The 14,858-nt window shown below is 71.9% G+C and carries 13 protein-coding genes; 9 read left to right on the top strand and 4 right to left on the bottom strand.

Features of this window, described 5'->3' with window-relative positions; all coding sequences use genetic code 11:
• Positions 1 to 374 precede the first annotated feature (374 nt).
• Positions 375 to 1,967, top strand: coding sequence for an ABC transporter substrate-binding protein (locus HPT28_RS20575; RefSeq protein ID WP_374226992.1), 1,593 nt, complete (start codon positions 375 to 377; stop codon positions 1,965 to 1,967).
• A 161-nt stretch (positions 1,968 to 2,128) separates the two neighbouring features.
• On the opposite strand, the gene HPT28_RS20570 is transcribed toward HPT28_RS20575, so the two are convergent.
• Together HPT28_RS20570 and HPT28_RS20565 are read right to left on the bottom strand one after the other, a co-directional pair.
• A complete protein-coding gene (locus tag HPT28_RS20570; protein ID WP_219092646.1) occupies positions 2,129 to 2,800 on the bottom strand; it encodes a response regulator transcription factor in 672 nt (223 codons plus the stop codon).
• A 49-nt stretch (positions 2,801 to 2,849) separates the two neighbouring features.
• On the bottom strand, positions 2,850 to 3,923 hold the full coding sequence (locus tag HPT28_RS20565; RefSeq protein WP_219092645.1) for a PD-(D/E)XK nuclease family protein: 1,074 nt from the start codon (positions 3,921 to 3,923) through the stop codon (positions 2,850 to 2,852).
• On the opposite strand from HPT28_RS20565, the gene HPT28_RS20560 reads away from it, so the two are divergent.
• The 3 genes from HPT28_RS20560 (at position 3,853) to HPT28_RS20550 (ending at position 7,124) form a co-directional block, all read left to right on the top strand.
• On the top strand, positions 3,853 to 5,316 hold the full coding sequence (locus tag HPT28_RS20560; protein WP_257579009.1) for a site-2 protease family protein: 1,464 nt from the start codon (positions 3,853 to 3,855) through the stop codon (positions 5,314 to 5,316). The genes HPT28_RS20565 and HPT28_RS20560 overlap by 71 nt on opposite strands.
• Positions 5,317 to 5,462: 146 nt before the next feature.
• The gene (locus HPT28_RS20555; protein WP_219092644.1) at positions 5,463 to 6,371 is read left to right on the top strand and encodes a tRNA (adenine-N1)-methyltransferase; all 909 of its coding nucleotides are present in this window, start codon (positions 5,463 to 5,465) and stop codon (positions 6,369 to 6,371) included.
• A 180-nt stretch (positions 6,372 to 6,551) separates the two neighbouring features.
• Positions 6,552 to 7,124 (top strand): hypothetical protein, encoded by a 573-nt coding sequence (locus HPT28_RS20550; protein WP_219092643.1) that lies wholly within the window; start codon positions 6,552 to 6,554, stop codon positions 7,122 to 7,124.
• 6 nt (positions 7,125 to 7,130) lie between these two features.
• Here the strand turns inward: HPT28_RS20550 and HPT28_RS20545 are convergent, their stop codons facing one another.
• Positions 7,131 to 7,430, bottom strand: a complete 300-nt coding sequence (locus HPT28_RS20545; protein WP_219092642.1) for a ferredoxin — start codon at positions 7,428 to 7,430, stop codon at positions 7,131 to 7,133.
• A gap of 241 nt (positions 7,431 to 7,671) precedes the next feature.
• On the opposite strand from HPT28_RS20545, the gene arc reads away from it, so the two are divergent.
• The 5 genes from arc to prcA all read left to right on the top strand — a co-directional run bounded on the left by arc (position 7,672) and on the right by prcA (position 13,544).
• The gene (arc, locus tag HPT28_RS20540; protein ID WP_219092641.1) at positions 7,672 to 9,438 is read left to right on the top strand and encodes a proteasome ATPase; all 1,767 of its coding nucleotides are present in this window, start codon (positions 7,672 to 7,674) and stop codon (positions 9,436 to 9,438) included.
• A gap of 235 nt (positions 9,439 to 9,673) precedes the next feature.
• Positions 9,674 to 11,185: a depupylase/deamidase Dop gene (dop, locus tag HPT28_RS20535; RefSeq protein WP_374226991.1), complete on the top strand. Its 1,512-nt coding sequence runs from the start codon at positions 9,674 to 9,676 to the stop codon at positions 11,183 to 11,185.
• A 142-nt stretch (positions 11,186 to 11,327) separates the two neighbouring features.
• Entirely contained in the window at positions 11,328 to 11,546 is a 219-nt protein-coding gene (locus HPT28_RS20530; protein ID WP_219092640.1) for a ubiquitin-like protein Pup, read from the top strand.
• 288 nt (positions 11,547 to 11,834) lie between these two features.
• The gene (gene prcB, locus HPT28_RS20525) at positions 11,835 to 12,680 is read left to right on the top strand and encodes a proteasome subunit beta (RefSeq protein ID WP_219092639.1); all 846 of its coding nucleotides are present in this window, start codon (positions 11,835 to 11,837) and stop codon (positions 12,678 to 12,680) included.
• A gap of 24 nt (positions 12,681 to 12,704) precedes the next feature.
• Entirely contained in the window at positions 12,705 to 13,544 is an 840-nt protein-coding gene (prcA, locus tag HPT28_RS20520; protein ID WP_219092638.1) for a proteasome subunit alpha, read from the top strand.
• 117 nt (positions 13,545 to 13,661) lie between these two features.
• Here prcA and HPT28_RS20515 read toward each other — a convergent pair whose 3' ends face one another.
• Positions 13,662 to 14,711 carry a LacI family DNA-binding transcriptional regulator gene (locus HPT28_RS20515; protein WP_219092637.1) on the bottom strand — a complete coding sequence of 350 codons (1,050 nt, stop codon included), beginning with the start codon at positions 14,709 to 14,711 and terminating at the stop codon, positions 13,662 to 13,664.
• Positions 14,712 to 14,858: the final 147 nt, after the last annotated feature.

Genomic DNA, 14,858 nt, shown 5'->3' with positions numbered 1-14,858 from the left:
GGGTTGAAGTGACCATGGCTGAAACCATTCGTCCGCTTCAGGGGTGCTTTACGTGATGTTTCTCACCGCATCCCGCCCCACCGCCGTTGTGGGATTCCGCTCGCGTGTGGGTAATCGGCCTCGCGCCTCCGGAGTAATGCCCGGATCTGTTCCGCTACACCCGATACGCTCCGCCGTCCGGATATCGGATCACCCCGCCCGATGCCCTGCTGCGCACCCGCCCGCCGTGCTTCCCTGGTCAAGTGCCCTGACCACTAACTACTAATGTCTGCCTCCGGCCCCCGCCGACCCGGATTCACCGGGGGCCGGACGAGTCGGACACGCCCCGGACCAAGGGCGGGCTCCGCATGCGAAGACAAGGTGAGAACGTGCGTGTGAGGAATCGGGCCACCTGGGTGGCGCTACCGGCCAGTGCGGTGCTGACGGCGGCTCTGCTGAGCGGCTGCGGAGCGGGCGACGGGGGCTCCGGGGGGCAGGGCGAGCCCATCGTCATGGGGATGACCGACGACGTCCTCTTCGTCGACCCGGCCTCCGGATACGACCCCGGGTCCTGGCTGGTCTTCAACAACGTGTTCCAGTCACTTCTGAGCTTTCCCAAGGGCGGCACCCAGCCCCAGCCCGAGGCCGCCGAGAAGTGCGAGTTCCAAGACGGCGCCAGCAAGGTCTTCTCCTGCACCCTCAAGGAGGGGCTGGAGTTCAGCAACGGCAACCCCCTCACGTCCAAGGACGTGAAGTTCTCCTTCGACCGGACGCTGAAGATCGACCACCCCGACGGCCCGGCGATCATGCTGCAGAGCATCGACAGCATCGAGACACCCGACGAGCGGACCGTCGTCTTCCATCTCAACACCTCCGACGCGACGTTCCCGCAGAAGATCGCCTCCGGCGCCGGCTCGATCGTCGACCACCGGGTCTACCCGGCCGACGCACTGCGCACCGACGGCAAGGCCGTGGGCTCCGGCGTCTACACGCTGGACAGCTTCGGGCCCAAGGAAGCCGTGTTCACGCCGAACTCCTCCTACCGGGGCTCCGCCGAGGTGCAGAACTCCGGCATGACGATGAAGTTCTTCGACGACCCCGCCAAGCTCAAGGAAGCCGTGCAGAGCGAGCGGGTCGACCTCGCCTACCGGCACCTGGCCACCGAGGACATCGCCGAACTCGAGGCCAGCACCACCAGCGCGCAGACCGACATCCAGGTCGTCCAGGGCACCAGCGCCGAGGTTCACCACCTCGTCTTCAACCACGACCACCCGGTGGCCGGAAAGCTCGGCGTCCGCCAGGCGATCGCCTACCTGTTGGACCGCTCCACCCTGCTGCGCGACGTGTACGCCCGCACAGCCGAGCCGCTGTACTCGATCGTCCCCGCCGGCATCACCGGCCACAACACCGCCTTCTTCGACCGCTACGGGCAGCGTCCGCAGCCGGAGAAGGCCAAGAAGGCGCTGGAGTCCGAGGGCATCAGCGAACCGGTGCGGCTCACGCTCTGGTCCACGCCCGTGCGCTACGGTGCGCAGACGGACGAGGAACTCGCCGCCATCGCCGAGCAGCTCAACGCCAGCGGCCTGTTCGAGGCCGACGTGAAGAGCGTCGGACTCGACCAGTACGAGAAGGACATCGCCGCCGGCAAGTACGGCGTCTACGTCAAGGGCTGGGTCCCCGACTACCCGGACGCCGACAACTTCACCGCCCCCTTCTTCGGTGACGACAACGTCCTCGGCAACCGCTACGACGCCGGGGAGATCACCGAGACCTTCCTGCCGCGCACCGCCGCGCAGTCCAGCCGCTCCGCCACCACGGAGGACTTCGGCACCATCCAGGACATCGTCGCCGAGGAGCTCCCGGTGCTCCCCGTGTGGCAGGGCAAGCAGTACGCCGTCGCCCAGGAGAGCATCTCCGGCCTGGAGTGGACGCTCGACTCCTCGACCGTCTTCCGGTTCTGGGAGATCCGCAAGACCCCCACGGACTGACCGCCGGGCCGACACCGGAGCCCCGGGCCCTTCCCCGCACCGCGGAAGGGTCCGGGGATCGGCGGGTGCCGGGGGTGTTTCCGAGGGACCCGGGCGCTCGGAGGGCGGACGTGCCCGGTGGCCCCCTGTACTCCCGGCCCCGGGCTCAGTGCGTCCCGGGCTCAGTGCGTCCCGGGGCGGACCAGCCCGCTCTCGTAGGCGTAGACGGCCGCCTGCACCCGGTCCCGCAGCCCCAACTTCGTCAGCACGTGCCCCACATGGGTCTTGACCGTCGTTTCGCTGACGAACAGGTCTGCCGCGATCTCCGCGTTCGACAGGCCCTTCGCCACCAGCTTCAGCACCTCGACCTCGCGCTCGGTCAGCGAGCCCAGCGCGTCGGGCACCGGCTCCTCGCCCGCGGGGAGATGGCCCGCGTACTTGTCCAGCAGCCTCCGGGTGATGCTGGGCGCCAGCATCGCCTCACCGGCCGCCACCACCCGGATGGCCTGCACCAGTTCCTGTGCCGGGGCGTCCTTCAGCAGAAAGCCGCTGGCCCCCGCGCGCAGCGCCTCCACCACGTACTCGTCCAGGTCGAACGTCGTCAGCACGAGCACCTTGGCGGGCCCGTCCTTCGCCGGCCCGGTGATCTGACGCGTCGCCTCGACGCCGTCCATCCGCGGCATCCGGATGTCCATCAGCACCACGTCGGGCTGCAGGGCGCGCACCTGCTCCAGCGCCTGCTGGCCGTCACCGGCCTCCCCGACGACGGCGATGTCCTGCTCGGCTTCCAGGATCATCCGGAAACCGGTGCGCAGCAGCGGCTGGTCATCGACGAGTAGAACGCGAACAGCCACAGGGAACCCCTCCACGGGTGTCGGACGACGGTCGCGCGCCCATTCTCGCCTAACCGTCCGCGCCGGACGGCGCAGGGCCGCCCCCGCCGCCCCCGGTGTCCTCGGCGCTCCCCGCCGCGCCCCGGGGCTCGGGCAGCGGGAGGACGAGCGGATAGGGCGGGGGAGTGCCGCCGAACTCGGGGCAGTGCTCCTGGTGATCGCACCACGAGCACAGGGGCGTGCGGCGCGGACGCCAGTCCCCGGACTCGGTGGCCCGCTCGATCGCCTCCCACAGCGCCAGCAGCCTCCGCTCCAGGCCGGCGAGCTCCTCGGCGTCCGGGTCGTAGGTCAGGACGTCCCCACTGCCCAGGTACACGAGCTGGAGCCGCCGCGGCACCACTCCCTTGAGCCGCCAGACGACCAGAGCGTAGAACTTCATCTGGAACAGCGCCTCGGCCGCGAACTCCGGCCGCGGCGCCTTCCCCGTCTTGTAGTCGACGATGCGCACCTCACCGGTGGGCGCCACGTCCACCCGGTCGATGATGCCCCGCAGCCACAGGCCGGAATCCAGCCGGACCTCCACGAAGAGCTCCCGCTCGGCGGGCTCCAGCCGTGTCGGATCTTCCAGGGTGAACCACCGCTCGACCAGCGCCTCGGCCTCGGACAGCCAGCGCCCCAGCGCCTCCGTGTCCACGGGGGCGCCCGGAGTGCCCGGAGTGCCCGGAGCGTCCGGAGTGCCCGGAGCGTCCGGAGCGTCCGGAGCGCCCGGCGGCGCCCCGGCCCCGGCGGCGGCCCCCTCGGCAGGCCCGGCGGCGCTCCCCGCCGCGTCCGGCTCCCCGGCGGCCCCGGGGCCGTCGGCCGCGAACAGCCCGGCCAGCTCGGGACGCCGCTCCAGCAGCCGCTGCCACTCCCCGGGGACGAGCGCGCGCGCCCGGTGCGCGGTGCGGGCCGGGGCCGGGGCGTCGAACAGCCGCTCCAGCACCGCGTGGACGACCGTGCCCTTCGCCGCCGCGGCGTTCGGCTTCTGGGGCAGTTTGTCGATCACCCGGAAGCGGTAGAGCAACGGGCACCGCATGAAGTCGGACGCCCGGGAGGGCGACAGCGAGTGCGGGGGCACGGCAGGACGGCTGGTGGGGGTTCCCATGTCGTACGACCCTAAGGCCCCCCACCGACATCCGGACACATACCATCGATGGCAGCACCCCGGCGCCCGCGGGACCGCGGGACGGCGCACGGTGCGGGACCGGCAGCAGAGGGGACCAGTGGCAGACACGGGTGGCAACGGGGACGGCGACGCCCCGCGCGAGAGGCCGCGGCGGCCAGACGAGCACGCCCCGAAGGGGTTCGGCCAGGACGTGCGGCCGCCGGCGAAGCGCCCCCGGGAGCGCGGCGGCGGCATCCTCATGGGCCGGCTGTTCGGGGTGCCGGTCTACGTCGCCCCGAGCTGGTTCCTCGTCGCGGCCCTCATCACCTGGGTGTTCGGCGGTCAACTCGATCGGGTCCTGCCCGACCTGGGCGTCGGCCGCTATCTGATCGCGCTGTTCTTCGCCGTCGCGTTCTACGCCTCGGTGCTCGTCCACGAACTGGCCCACACCGTCGCGGCGCTGCGCTTCGGGTTGCCCGTCCGCCGCATCCAGCTCCAGTTCTTCGGCGGCGTCTCGGAGATCGAGAAGGAGTCCGAGACGCCGGGCCGCGAGTTCGTGCTCGCCTTCGTCGGGCCGCTCCTCTCCCTCGTCCTGGGCGGCGTCTTCTACCTGGCGCTCCTCGGGGTGGAGGCCCGCACGGTCCCCGGCGTCCTGCTCGCCGGGCTGATGATCTCCAACCTGATCGTGGCCGCCTTCAACCTGCTGCCCGGGCTGCCGCTGGACGGCGGACGCATGCTGCGCGCCGTCGTCTGGAAGCTCAGCGGCCGCCCCATGACCGGCACCGTCGCCGCCGCCTGGACCGGGCGCGCCCTGGCCGTCACCGTGCTCATCGGCCTCCCTCTCGCCACCCACGCGGGTGGCCTCGGGGACCAGGACAGCGGCGGCCTCGGCTCCCTCACCGACGCGCTGCTCGCCGCCATCCTCGCCGCCATCATCTGGACCGGCGCCGGGAACAGCCTGCGCATGGCGCGGCTGCGGGCCCGGCTGCCCGAGCTCAGCGCCCGCGCACTCACCCGCCGGGCCGTACCGGTCACGGCGGAGACGCCGCTGTCGGAGGGGCTGCGCCGGGCCAACGAGTCCGGTGCGCGGGCCCTCGTCGTCGTGGACGGCCAGGGCGCGCCCACCGGCGTGGTGCGGGAGGCCGGCATCGTCTCCGTACCCGACCACCGCAGGCCCTGGGTGACCACCGGGAGCCTCTCCCAGGACCTCACGGACGACCTGCGCGTCTCCGCGGAGCTCGCCGGCGAGGACCTGCTCGACCACCTGCGGGCCGTCCCGGCGACGGAGTACCTCGTGGTGGAGGAGACGGGGGAGATCTACGGCGTCCTGTCCACCGCGGACGTGGAGCGGGCCTTCGTGGCCGCCATGGGCAAGCAGCCCGCCCGGCACTGACCCGGCGGCCGCACCGGCGCGCGCCGTCCGGGCGCGGCTGCCGGGGCGCGGGCAACCGGTCGCCGATGCCCGACGGGAAGCCGGAAGGCACCGGGCCGACCGCCCTCGATTCGGTGCCGGGGCCCGGCTCGACTAGGCTGGCAGCCATGTCCGAACCGACCGGTGCCGCCCGCCGTCGCGGGCCCTTCCAGGTCGGGGACCAGGTCCAGCTCACCGACCCCAAGGGACGCCACTACACCATCACGCTCGAGGCCGGGAAGAGCTTCCACACCCACAAGGGAGCCTTCCCCCACGACGAGCTGATCGGTGCTCCCGAAGGCAGTGTCGTCCGAACCACTGGAAACGTCGCCTACCTGGCGCTGCGCCCCCTGCTCCCCGACTACGTCCTGTCCATGCCGCGCGGAGCGGCCGTCGTCTACCCCAAGGACGCCGGCCAGATCCTCTCGATGGCCGACATCTTCCCCGGCGCGCGCGTCGTCGAGGCGGGCGTCGGCTCCGGCTCCCTCAGCATGTTCCTGCTGCGGGCCATCGGCGACCAGGGCATGCTCCACTCCTACGAGCGCCGCGCCGACTTCGCGGACATCGCCCGGCAGAACGTCGAGCGGTACTTCGGCTCGCCGCACCCCGCCTGGAAGCTGACCGTCGGGGACCTCCAAGACCACCTGGACGAGACCGAGGTCGACCGCGTCATCCTCGACATGCTCGCCCCCTGGGAATGCCTGGACGCCGTCTCCAAGGCGCTGGTCCCCGGCGGGCTGCTGTGCGCCTACGTCGCCACCACCACCCAGCTCGCCCGCACCGTCGAGGCGATCCGCGACCACGGCACCTTCAACGAGCCCGCGGCCTGGGAGACCATGGTCCGCAACTGGCACATCGAGGGCCTGGCCGTACGTCCCGACCACCGCATGATCGGGCACACCGGGTTCCTGCTCACCGCCCGTCGCCTGGCCGACGGCGTCGAGCCGCCGCTGCGCCGCCGCCGTCCGGCCAAGGGCGCCTACGGCGAGGACTACACCGGCCCCGGCGGCACCCGGGGCGACGGCGGCCGCCAGTAGCCCCCGCGCCACCCCTCCGACGGAGGACCGCGCGACGCCGGCCGGACGGACCCCGCGGTCCGTCCGGCCGGCGTCGCACTTTTACGCGGCCTTGGCCCCCTCGGCGTTCCGGGCGGCTGTGACGTGTGGCACGATGCTGGCACCTCGTCAGCGCCACAGCTTTCACAGGAGTCACCCCGCGTGCAGCCCACGGCAGGCCCGGACCTCCCGCACACCCACTCCCGTTCCACGCACTGGCTCGCGACCGCCGCGGCCGTCGGCGTCCTCGTGGCCGCCGCCGCGCTGGTCCAGCCCGCGGGCGCCGCCCCCGGCGGCGGAGCGGCCGGCCCCAGCCCGGGCCCCGATCCCACGCGGGCGCGTTACGCCGTCGACTGCGGCCCCTGGGACCTGGAGGTGACCGACCGCGGCGAGCTCGACTTCGACGCCGACGGCCGCGCCGAGACCGTCGCCGTCGTCCGCTGCGCGACTGGAACCGGAACCCCGCCGAGCGGCATGTACGTCGTCGCGCACGGGCAGGGCGCGCCGGGCGGCGCAGCCGAGCCGCGGATCGCCGCCGCGCTGGTGGAACCGGCGGACCACTACAGCGTGGACGGCTTCGCCGTGCGCGACGGGCGGATAGCGGCCACCCTGCACGGCTACTCCTCGCCCGACGTACCCCGTTGCTGCCCCGACGAGAAACTCCAGGTCACCTGGGAGTGGCGGGACGGAGGCTTCAGCCGGCGGGCCGCTTCGGCCGCCGTGGCCGCCGGGTAGGAGGGCTCAGTCGGCGTCGGGGCCGTAGACCTCGACGCCGTCGGCGACCCGGCGGACGTGGATGCAGTCGCCCGGGCACTCCTTGGCCGAGTCCGCGACGTCCCGAAGCAGCGGAAGCGGAACCGGAACCGTGGCGCCGGCCTCGGTGCGCAGCTCGTCGTCGTCGCCCTTCACGTACGCGAGGCCGTCGATGTCCAGCTCGAAGACCTCCGGCGCGTACTGCGCGCAGATGCCGTCTCCGGTGCACAGGTCCTGGTCGATCCAGACCTCCAGCTCACCGGTGGCCGTCTCGTTCTGTACGGTCATGTCCCCTGCCGTTTCTGCGTGGCGCGACTGACGGATGCCCGCGTTGACGGGTGTTGACGCCCCCGACGATACCGCCGGTGATCTGGCGATGTTTGGCGGGTGGGTATCCCCCTGGCGTGAGGGAGTGCGCAAGGGTGAAGATCAGACACACCCCGACAGTCTTTTGATCTAGGGGTTTCAACCACCACGGGCCCAGGTAGGGTCAGGAAGCGTCCAGCTCCCCCCAGAGGAGGTGAGGACCGTGGCAGCCCACGACGACGACATCAACCGCGGCCCCCGGCCCGGTCGGGGTTCGGAAGACCCCGAGGGCCAGGTCGCCTATCTTGAGCAGGAAATCGCCGTCCTGCGCCGCAAGCTCGCCGACTCTCCGCGCCACACTCGGATTCTCGAGGAGCGGATCGTCGAGCTGCAGACCAACCTCGCGGGTGTCTCCGCGCAGAACGAACGCCTCGCCGGCACCCTCCGGGAGGCTCGTGACCAGATCGTCGCCCTCAAGGAGGAGGTCGACCGGCTCGCCCAGCCGCCCGCCGGTTTCGGCGTGTTCCTTCAGGCCAACGAGGACGGCACGGCCGACATCTTCACCGGGGGACGCAAGCTGCGCGTCAACGTCAGCCCCAGCGTCGAACTCGGTGAGCTCCAGCGCGGCCAGGAGCTGATGCTCAACGAGGCGCTCAACGTGGTCGAGGCCATGGAATTCGAGCGCGCCGGTGACATCGTCACCCTCAAGGAGGTCCTCGAGGACGGCGAGCGGGCCCTGGTGGTCGGGCACACCGACGAGGAGCGGGTGGTGCGGCTCGCCGAGCCTCTCCTGAGCACGACGCTGCGCGCGGGTGACGCCCTGCTGCTGGAGACGCGCTCCGGGTACGTGTACGAGGTCGTGCCCAAGAGCGAGGTCGAGGAGCTGGTCCTCGAAGAGGTGCCGGACATCGACTACGCCAAGATCGGCGGTCTCGGCGGCCAGATCGAGCTGATCCGGGACGCCGTCGAGCTGCCCTACCTCCACCCGGACCTCTTCAGGGAACACGAGCTGCGCCCGCCCAAGGGCGTGCTGCTCTACGGCCCGCCCGGCTGCGGCAAGACGCTCATCGCGAAGGCGGTGGCCAACTCGCTGGCCAAGAAGGTCGCGGAGGTCACCGGCAAGCCGGCGGGGAAGAGCTACTTCCTCAACATCAAGGGCCCCGAGCTGCTCAACAAGTACGTCGGCGAGACGGAGCGGCACATCCGCCTCGTCTTCCAGCGGGCCCGGGAGAAGGCCGGCGAGGGCACGCCCGTCATCGTCTTCTTCGACGAGATGGACTCGCTGTTCCGCACCCGCGGCTCGGGCGTCAGCTCGGACGTGGAGAACACGATCGTCCCCCAGCTCCTCTCCGAGATCGACGGCGTGGAGGGCCTGGAGAACGTCATCGTCATCGGTGCCTCCAACCGCGAGGACATGATCGACCCGGCGATCCTGCGCCCGGGCCGGCTCGACGTGAAGATCAAGATCGAGCGTCCGGACGCCGAGGCCGCCAAGGACATCTTCTCCAAGTACCTGACGCCCTCGCTGCCGATCCACGCCGACGACCTGGCCGAGCACGGCGGGGACGCCAAGGCCGCCGTCGCCGGCATGATCCAGTCGGTCGTCGAGCAGATGTACGCGGAGTCCGAGGAGAACCGCTTCCTGGAGGTCACCTACGCCAACGGTGACAAGGAGGTCCTCTACTTCAAGGACTTCAACTCCGGCGCCATGATCCAGAACATCGTGGACCGGGCGAAGAAGATGGCCATCAAGGCCTTCCTCGACCACGACCAGAAGGGCCTGCGCGTCTCCCACCTGCTCGCCGCCTGTGTGGACGAGTTCAAGGAGAACGAGGACCTGCCCAACACCACCAACCCGGACGACTGGGCCCGCATCTCCGGCAAGAAGGGCGAGCGGATCGTCTTCATCCGCACGCTCGTCACCGGGAAGCAGGGCGCGGACACCGGGCGCTCCATCGACACGGTGGCGAACACCGGTCAGTACCTGTAGTGACGACACCGTCCGGCTGCGGCAGCCCGCCCGGGCTGCCGCAGCCGGACGTTTTCCGAGAGGGCGATTCCGCGTCGACCGCCCGACCGGGCCCCGGGCCCCTTAGGCTCGGGCGTACCGGCGCACGACACCGGGAACCGCTCGTGCACCGCACCGCGCGCTCGGCGCGTGCGGACGCGCGAGCGGGACGTCAGCGTCGGCCGGACCGCGGCCGGCGCCGGGCAAGGAGGGCCGCATGACCGTACGGCGCGTGATGGGGATCGAGACGGAGTACGGGATCTCCGTCCCCGGGCATCCCAACGCCAATGCCATGCTCACCTCGTCCCAGATCGTCAACGCCTACGCGGCGGCGATGCACCGGGCGCGCCGCGCCCGATGGGACTTCGAGGAGGAGAACCCGCTGCGGGACGCGCGCGGCTTCGACCTCGCCCGGGAGGCCGCCGACGCCAGCCAGCTCACGGACGAGGACATCGGGCTGGCCAACGTCATCCTCACCAACGGCGCGCGGCTGTACGTCGACCACGCCCACCCCGAGTACAGCGCTCCCGAGGTCACCAATCCGCGGGACGCCGTCCTGTGGGACAAGGCGGGCGAGCGGATCATGGCCGAGGCCGCCGAACGGGCCGCCGAGGTGCCCGGGGCCCAGCCGATTCACCTGTACAAGAACAACACCGACAACAAGGGCGCCTCCTACGGCACCCACGAGAACTACCTGATGACCCGGGAGACGCCGTTCTCGGACATCGTGCGCCATCTGACGCCCTTCTTCGTCTCGCGTCAGGTGTTCACCGGCGCCGGGCGCGTGGGGCTCGGCCAGGACGGCAGCGAGCACGGCTTCCAGATCAGCCAGCGGGCCGACTACTTCGAGGTCGAGGTCGGCCTGGAGACGACCCTCAAGCGGCCGATCATCAACACCCGTGACGAGCCGCACGCCGACGCCGAGAAGTACCGCAGGCTGCATGTGATCATCGGTGACGCCAACCTGTCGGAGATCTCCACCTATCTCAAGCTGGGCACGACCTCGCTGGTCCTGGCCATGATCGAGGACGGCTTCATCGCCGTGGACCTCGCCGTCGACCAGCCCGTCCGCACCCTTCACCAGGTCAGCCACGACCCCGACCTGCGACGGCTGATCACGCTCCGCAGCGGCCGCACCCTCACCGCGGTGCAACTCCAGATGGAGTACTACGAGCTGGCCCGCAAGTACGTCGAGGACCGCTGGGGCGCGGACGCGGACGAGCAGACCACCGACGTGCTCAGCCGCTGGGAGAACACGCTCACGCGGCTGGAGCGGGACCCGATGAGCCTGGCCGGCGAGCTGGACTGGGTGGCCAAGCGGGAGATCATGGAGGGCTACCGGCGCCGGGACGATCTCGGCTGGGACGCCGCGCGGCTGCACCTGGTGGACCTCCAGTACGCCGACGTGCGGCCGGACAAGGGGCTCTACAACCGGCTGGCGGCCCGCGGCAAGATGGCCCGCATCCTCGACGAGGCCGAGGTCGAGCGGGCCGAGAGCACGCCGCCGGAGGACACCCGCGCCTACTTCCGGGGCCGGTGCCTGGAGCAGTACGCGGACGACGTCGCGGCGGCCTCCTGGGACTCGGTGATCTTCGACCTCCCCGGCCGGGACTCCCTGCAGCGGGTGCCCACGCTGGAGCCGCTGCGCGGCACCCGGCAGCACGTCAAGGAGCTGCTCGACCGCTGCCGCACGGCCGAGGACCTGGTCCGGGCCCTTTCCGGACGATGACGACGCGGCGACCCCTGGTAAACCCGGGGATTCGTGGGAATGATCGAGGTGGCCACCGGGCGTTGTAGCGACCGAAGGGCCGATGTCGGTCCCTGCTTGTAGGGTCTGATCTTGAACGTCGAATCGGAGCGGGGTGAGGTACATGGCGACCAAGGACACCGGCGGCGGACAGCAGAAAGCCACCCGGACGACGGAGGAGACCGAGGAGCAGGCGCAGGACGCCCAGGTCTCGGAGGAGCTCAAGGAGCGCCAGGAGGCGCTGTCGGACGACGTGGACTCCGTTCTGGACGAGATCGACGACGTCCTGGAGGAGAACGCCGAGGACTTCGTGCGGTCGTTCGTTCAGAAGGGCGGCGAGTAGGAGTCCTCCGGCACGTCCGACCGTGCCGGACGGGCGCGCGGCGGCGCTCCCGCCGCGGCGTCGGGCTTCCCGGCGCCGCGGGGGCACGCCGCCCTCCGCCACGCACCCGGCCGGATGCGTGACCCGGTTTCCCGCTCCGCCCGGTTCTCCGGGAACTCATGTGGATCGCGATCATGCGCCGGGTAGGGTCCGGGGAGTGCCGCTCCGACGACGGTCCGGCACCTGGCACACATGCACAGAGGGACCCGGCGCGCCGCGCCGGGCGAACGCCAACCCGGAAGGAAACGCGTGGAAGCCAACACTCGTAGCACCGGGCGTCTGCCGGCTGCCTTCCTGACGCCCGGCTCGTCCTCGTTCCTGGACTTCCTGGCCGAGCACGCGCCGGACCAGCTCCCCGGCAACCGGCCGCTGCCCCCGGTGCAGGGGGCCGTGGAAGCGCCCCACGGCACGACGATCGTCGCGGTGACGTTCCCCGGCGGCGTGGTACTCGCCGGTGACCGCCGGGCGACGATGGGCAACATGATCGCGCAGCGCGACATCGAGAAGGTGTTCCCGGCCGACGAGTACTCGGCGGTGGGCATCGCGGGGACGGCCGGGCTGGCGGTCGAGATGGTCAAGCTCTTCCAGCTGGAGCTGGAGCACTTCGAGAAGGTGGAGGGGACGCAGCTCTCGCTGGAGGGCAAGGCGAACCGGCTCTCCGCGATGATCCGCGGCCACCTGGGCATGGCCATGCAGGGGCTGGCCGTCGTCCCGCTGTTCGCCGGGTACGACCAGGAGCGGCGCAAGGGGCGCGTCTTCTCGTACGACGTGACCGGTGGCCGCTCCGAGGAGCCGGGCTTCGCGGCCGTGGGCTCGGGTTCGGTGTTCGCCCGGGGCTCGCTGAAGAAGCTGCACCGCGCCGACCTCTCCGAGCGGGAGGCGTCCACCGTCGTCGTCCAGGCGCTCTACGACGCCGCCGACGACGACTCGGCCACCGGCGGCCCCGACCTCGTGCGGCGGATCTACCCGGTCGTCGCGGTCATCAACGACGAGGGCTACCGGCGGCTGACCGAGGCGGAGGTCTCCGAGCTCGCCCGGGCCGTCCACGAAGGCCGTCTGCAGTACCCCGACGGGCCCCAGGCCCCGGTTCTCTAAGCCCAGGAAGGAACGGGAACGCCGGTGTCCACACCGTTCTATGTCTCACCCCAGCAGGCCATGGCCGACCGCGCGGAGTACGCCCGCAAGGGCATCGCGCGGGGCCGCAGCGTGGTCGTGCTGCAGTACGCCGACGGCATCGTGTTCGTCGCCGAGAACCCCTCGCGCGCCCTGCACAAGGTCAGCGAGATCTACGACCGCATCGCCTTCGCGGCGGTCGGCAAGTACAACGAGTTCGAGAACCTGCGCATCGGCGGCGTGCGCTACGCCGACCTGCGCGGCTACACCTACGACCGGGACGACGTGACGGCCCGCGGGCTGGCGAACGTCTACGCCCAGACGCTGGGCACGATCTTCTCCAGCGCGGGGGAGAAGCCCTACGAGGTGGAGCTGATCGTCGCGGAGGTGGGCGCCGCCCCGCAGGACGACCAGATCTACAGGCTGCCGCACGACGGCTCGATCGTCGACGAGCACGGCTCGGTCGCGGTGGGCGGCAACTCCGACCAGATCGGCACCTATCTGGGCAGCCGCCAGCGCGACGACATGTCGCTGGGCGAGGCCCTGCGGCTGGCCGTGGAGGCGCTCGGCCGGGACAGCAACGGCAGCGAGCGCACACTCACGGCCGACCAGCTGGAGGTGGCCGTCCTGGACCGCCGCCGTCCCCAGCAGCGCAAGTTCAGGCGCGTTCTCGGCAGCAGGCTCGCCGAGCTGCTGGAGCCGCCCGCGGCGGAGTCGGGCGAGGCGGCCGGGAGCGAGGCGAGCACCGAGGAGTCCGGGGGTGAGCCGGGCCGGGGCTCCTCGTCGTCGGGGTCCTCCGGCTCCTCGGGGTCCTCGGGGGCCTCCGAGGGCGACGACGCGAGCTGACGTCACGCCCCAGCCCTCGGGCGCGGGCAGGGCGGTGCCCCGGCGGTCCTGACCGCCGGGGCACCGCCGTCTCCGGCCCGCGCTCCCCGTCGGGGCCGAGGGCGCCGACGGCAGCCCTCAGCGGGCCCTGCAGGGCCCGGAGGAGCCCCGGGGGACGAGCTGGACGGGCAGTACCGCGGCCTTCGGCGTCCGGCCGTCCAGCACGGCGAGCAGCGCCCGCATGCCGGCCGCGCCCAGCGCCTCACCGGGCAGCCGCACGGTGGTCAGCTCCGGCTCGACGGCGGTGGCCAGCGCCAGGTCGTCGAAGCCGGTCACCGAGACGTCCTGCGGGATGCGCAGCCCCAGGCGTCGGGCGGCCTTGCAGGCGCCGGCGGCCAGCAGGTCGTCGTCGCAGACGAGGGCGGTGGGCCGGGGAGACGCCGTCAGGAGCCGCTCGGCGGCGTGCAGCCCGCCGGTGACGCTGAGTTCGGGAGCGGCCGTGCGGGTCAGCCGGATGGCACGCTTCCGCCCGGTATCCCGTTCCGCCGCCCGGGCCACGGCCGCGTCCAGGGCCCGGGCGCGCTGGTCGAAGGTCCAGCTCGCGATGCCCGCCGTCAGATGGGCCAGGTGCTGGTGGCCCAGGCCGAGGAGGTGCTCGGCGGTCTGCCGCATGCCGTCGGCCAGGTCGGGGTTGACGGTCGCGGCGGTGGCGGGCTCGTCGGGGGCACCCGGGCCGCTGTCGAGCATGACGAGGGGCAGCCCGTCGTGGCGCAGCGCGCTGAGCGCCTCGGCCGCCATGGAGGAGGCGAGGACGCCGTCCAGGGTGGTCCGCGCGGACTCGAACGGGTCCCGGGCGCGGCCGATGCCCTCGGGTGACGGGTACAGGACGACGCCGACGTCGTGCTCGGCGGCCACCCGGGCCGCGCCGGTGTAGACCCGGGCGAAGAACTCGTTGGTGAGGGCGGGGACGACGAGCAGCGCGGTGCGGGTGCGTCCGAGCCGCAGGCTGCGGGCGGTGAGGTTGGGGCGGTAGCCCAGCTCCCTGGCGGCCGCGCGCACGCTCTCGGCGGTGGTGGGTGAGACCCGGCCGGACCACTTGTCCCGCAGCACGAGGGAGACCGTCGCCTGGGACACCCCGGCCGCCCTGGCGACGTCGCGGCTGGTCGGCCGGTGGCGGGCAGCGGTCACGGCGCGATTCTCCGTCCTGGGCCGCGCGGGCCCGGCCGACCTGTCGGGATGGACTCGTGGACAGCGGCCATGGTACGTATGACCCGGCACGTTATACGTAAAACTGATCAGACGCCCACCCCGTGGACCCCCGCGCGTCGGCGAGGC

The organism is Streptomyces sp. JJ38 (assembly GCF_019303475.1).
Lineage (GTDB): Bacteria > Actinomycetota > Actinomycetes > Streptomycetales > Streptomycetaceae > Streptomyces.
This window is presented reverse-complemented; position numbering and strand designations above follow the sequence as displayed.

Bases quoted from the DNA above. Each gene is read 5' to 3' on its own strand.
- HPT28_RS20560 (WP_257579009.1), top strand. From the start codon at position 3,853: ATGAAGTCGGACGCCCGGGAGGGCGACAGCGAGTGCGGGGGCACGGCA.
- HPT28_RS20565 (WP_219092645.1), bottom strand. From the start codon at position 3,923: ATGGGAACCCCCACCAGCCGTCCTGCCGTGCCCCCGCACTCGCTGTCG.
- HPT28_RS20555 (WP_219092644.1), top strand. From the start codon at position 5,463: ATGTCCGAACCGACCGGTGCCGCCCGCCGTCGCGGGCCCTTCCAGGTC.
- HPT28_RS20545 (WP_219092642.1), bottom strand. From the start codon at position 7,430: ATGACCGTACAGAACGAGACGGCCACCGGTGAGCTGGAGGTCTGGATC.
- dop (WP_374226991.1), top strand. From the start codon at position 9,674: ATGACCGTACGGCGCGTGATGGGGATCGAGACGGAGTACGGGATCTCC.
- HPT28_RS20530 (WP_219092640.1), top strand. From the start codon at position 11,328: ATGGCGACCAAGGACACCGGCGGCGGACAGCAGAAAGCCACCCGGACG.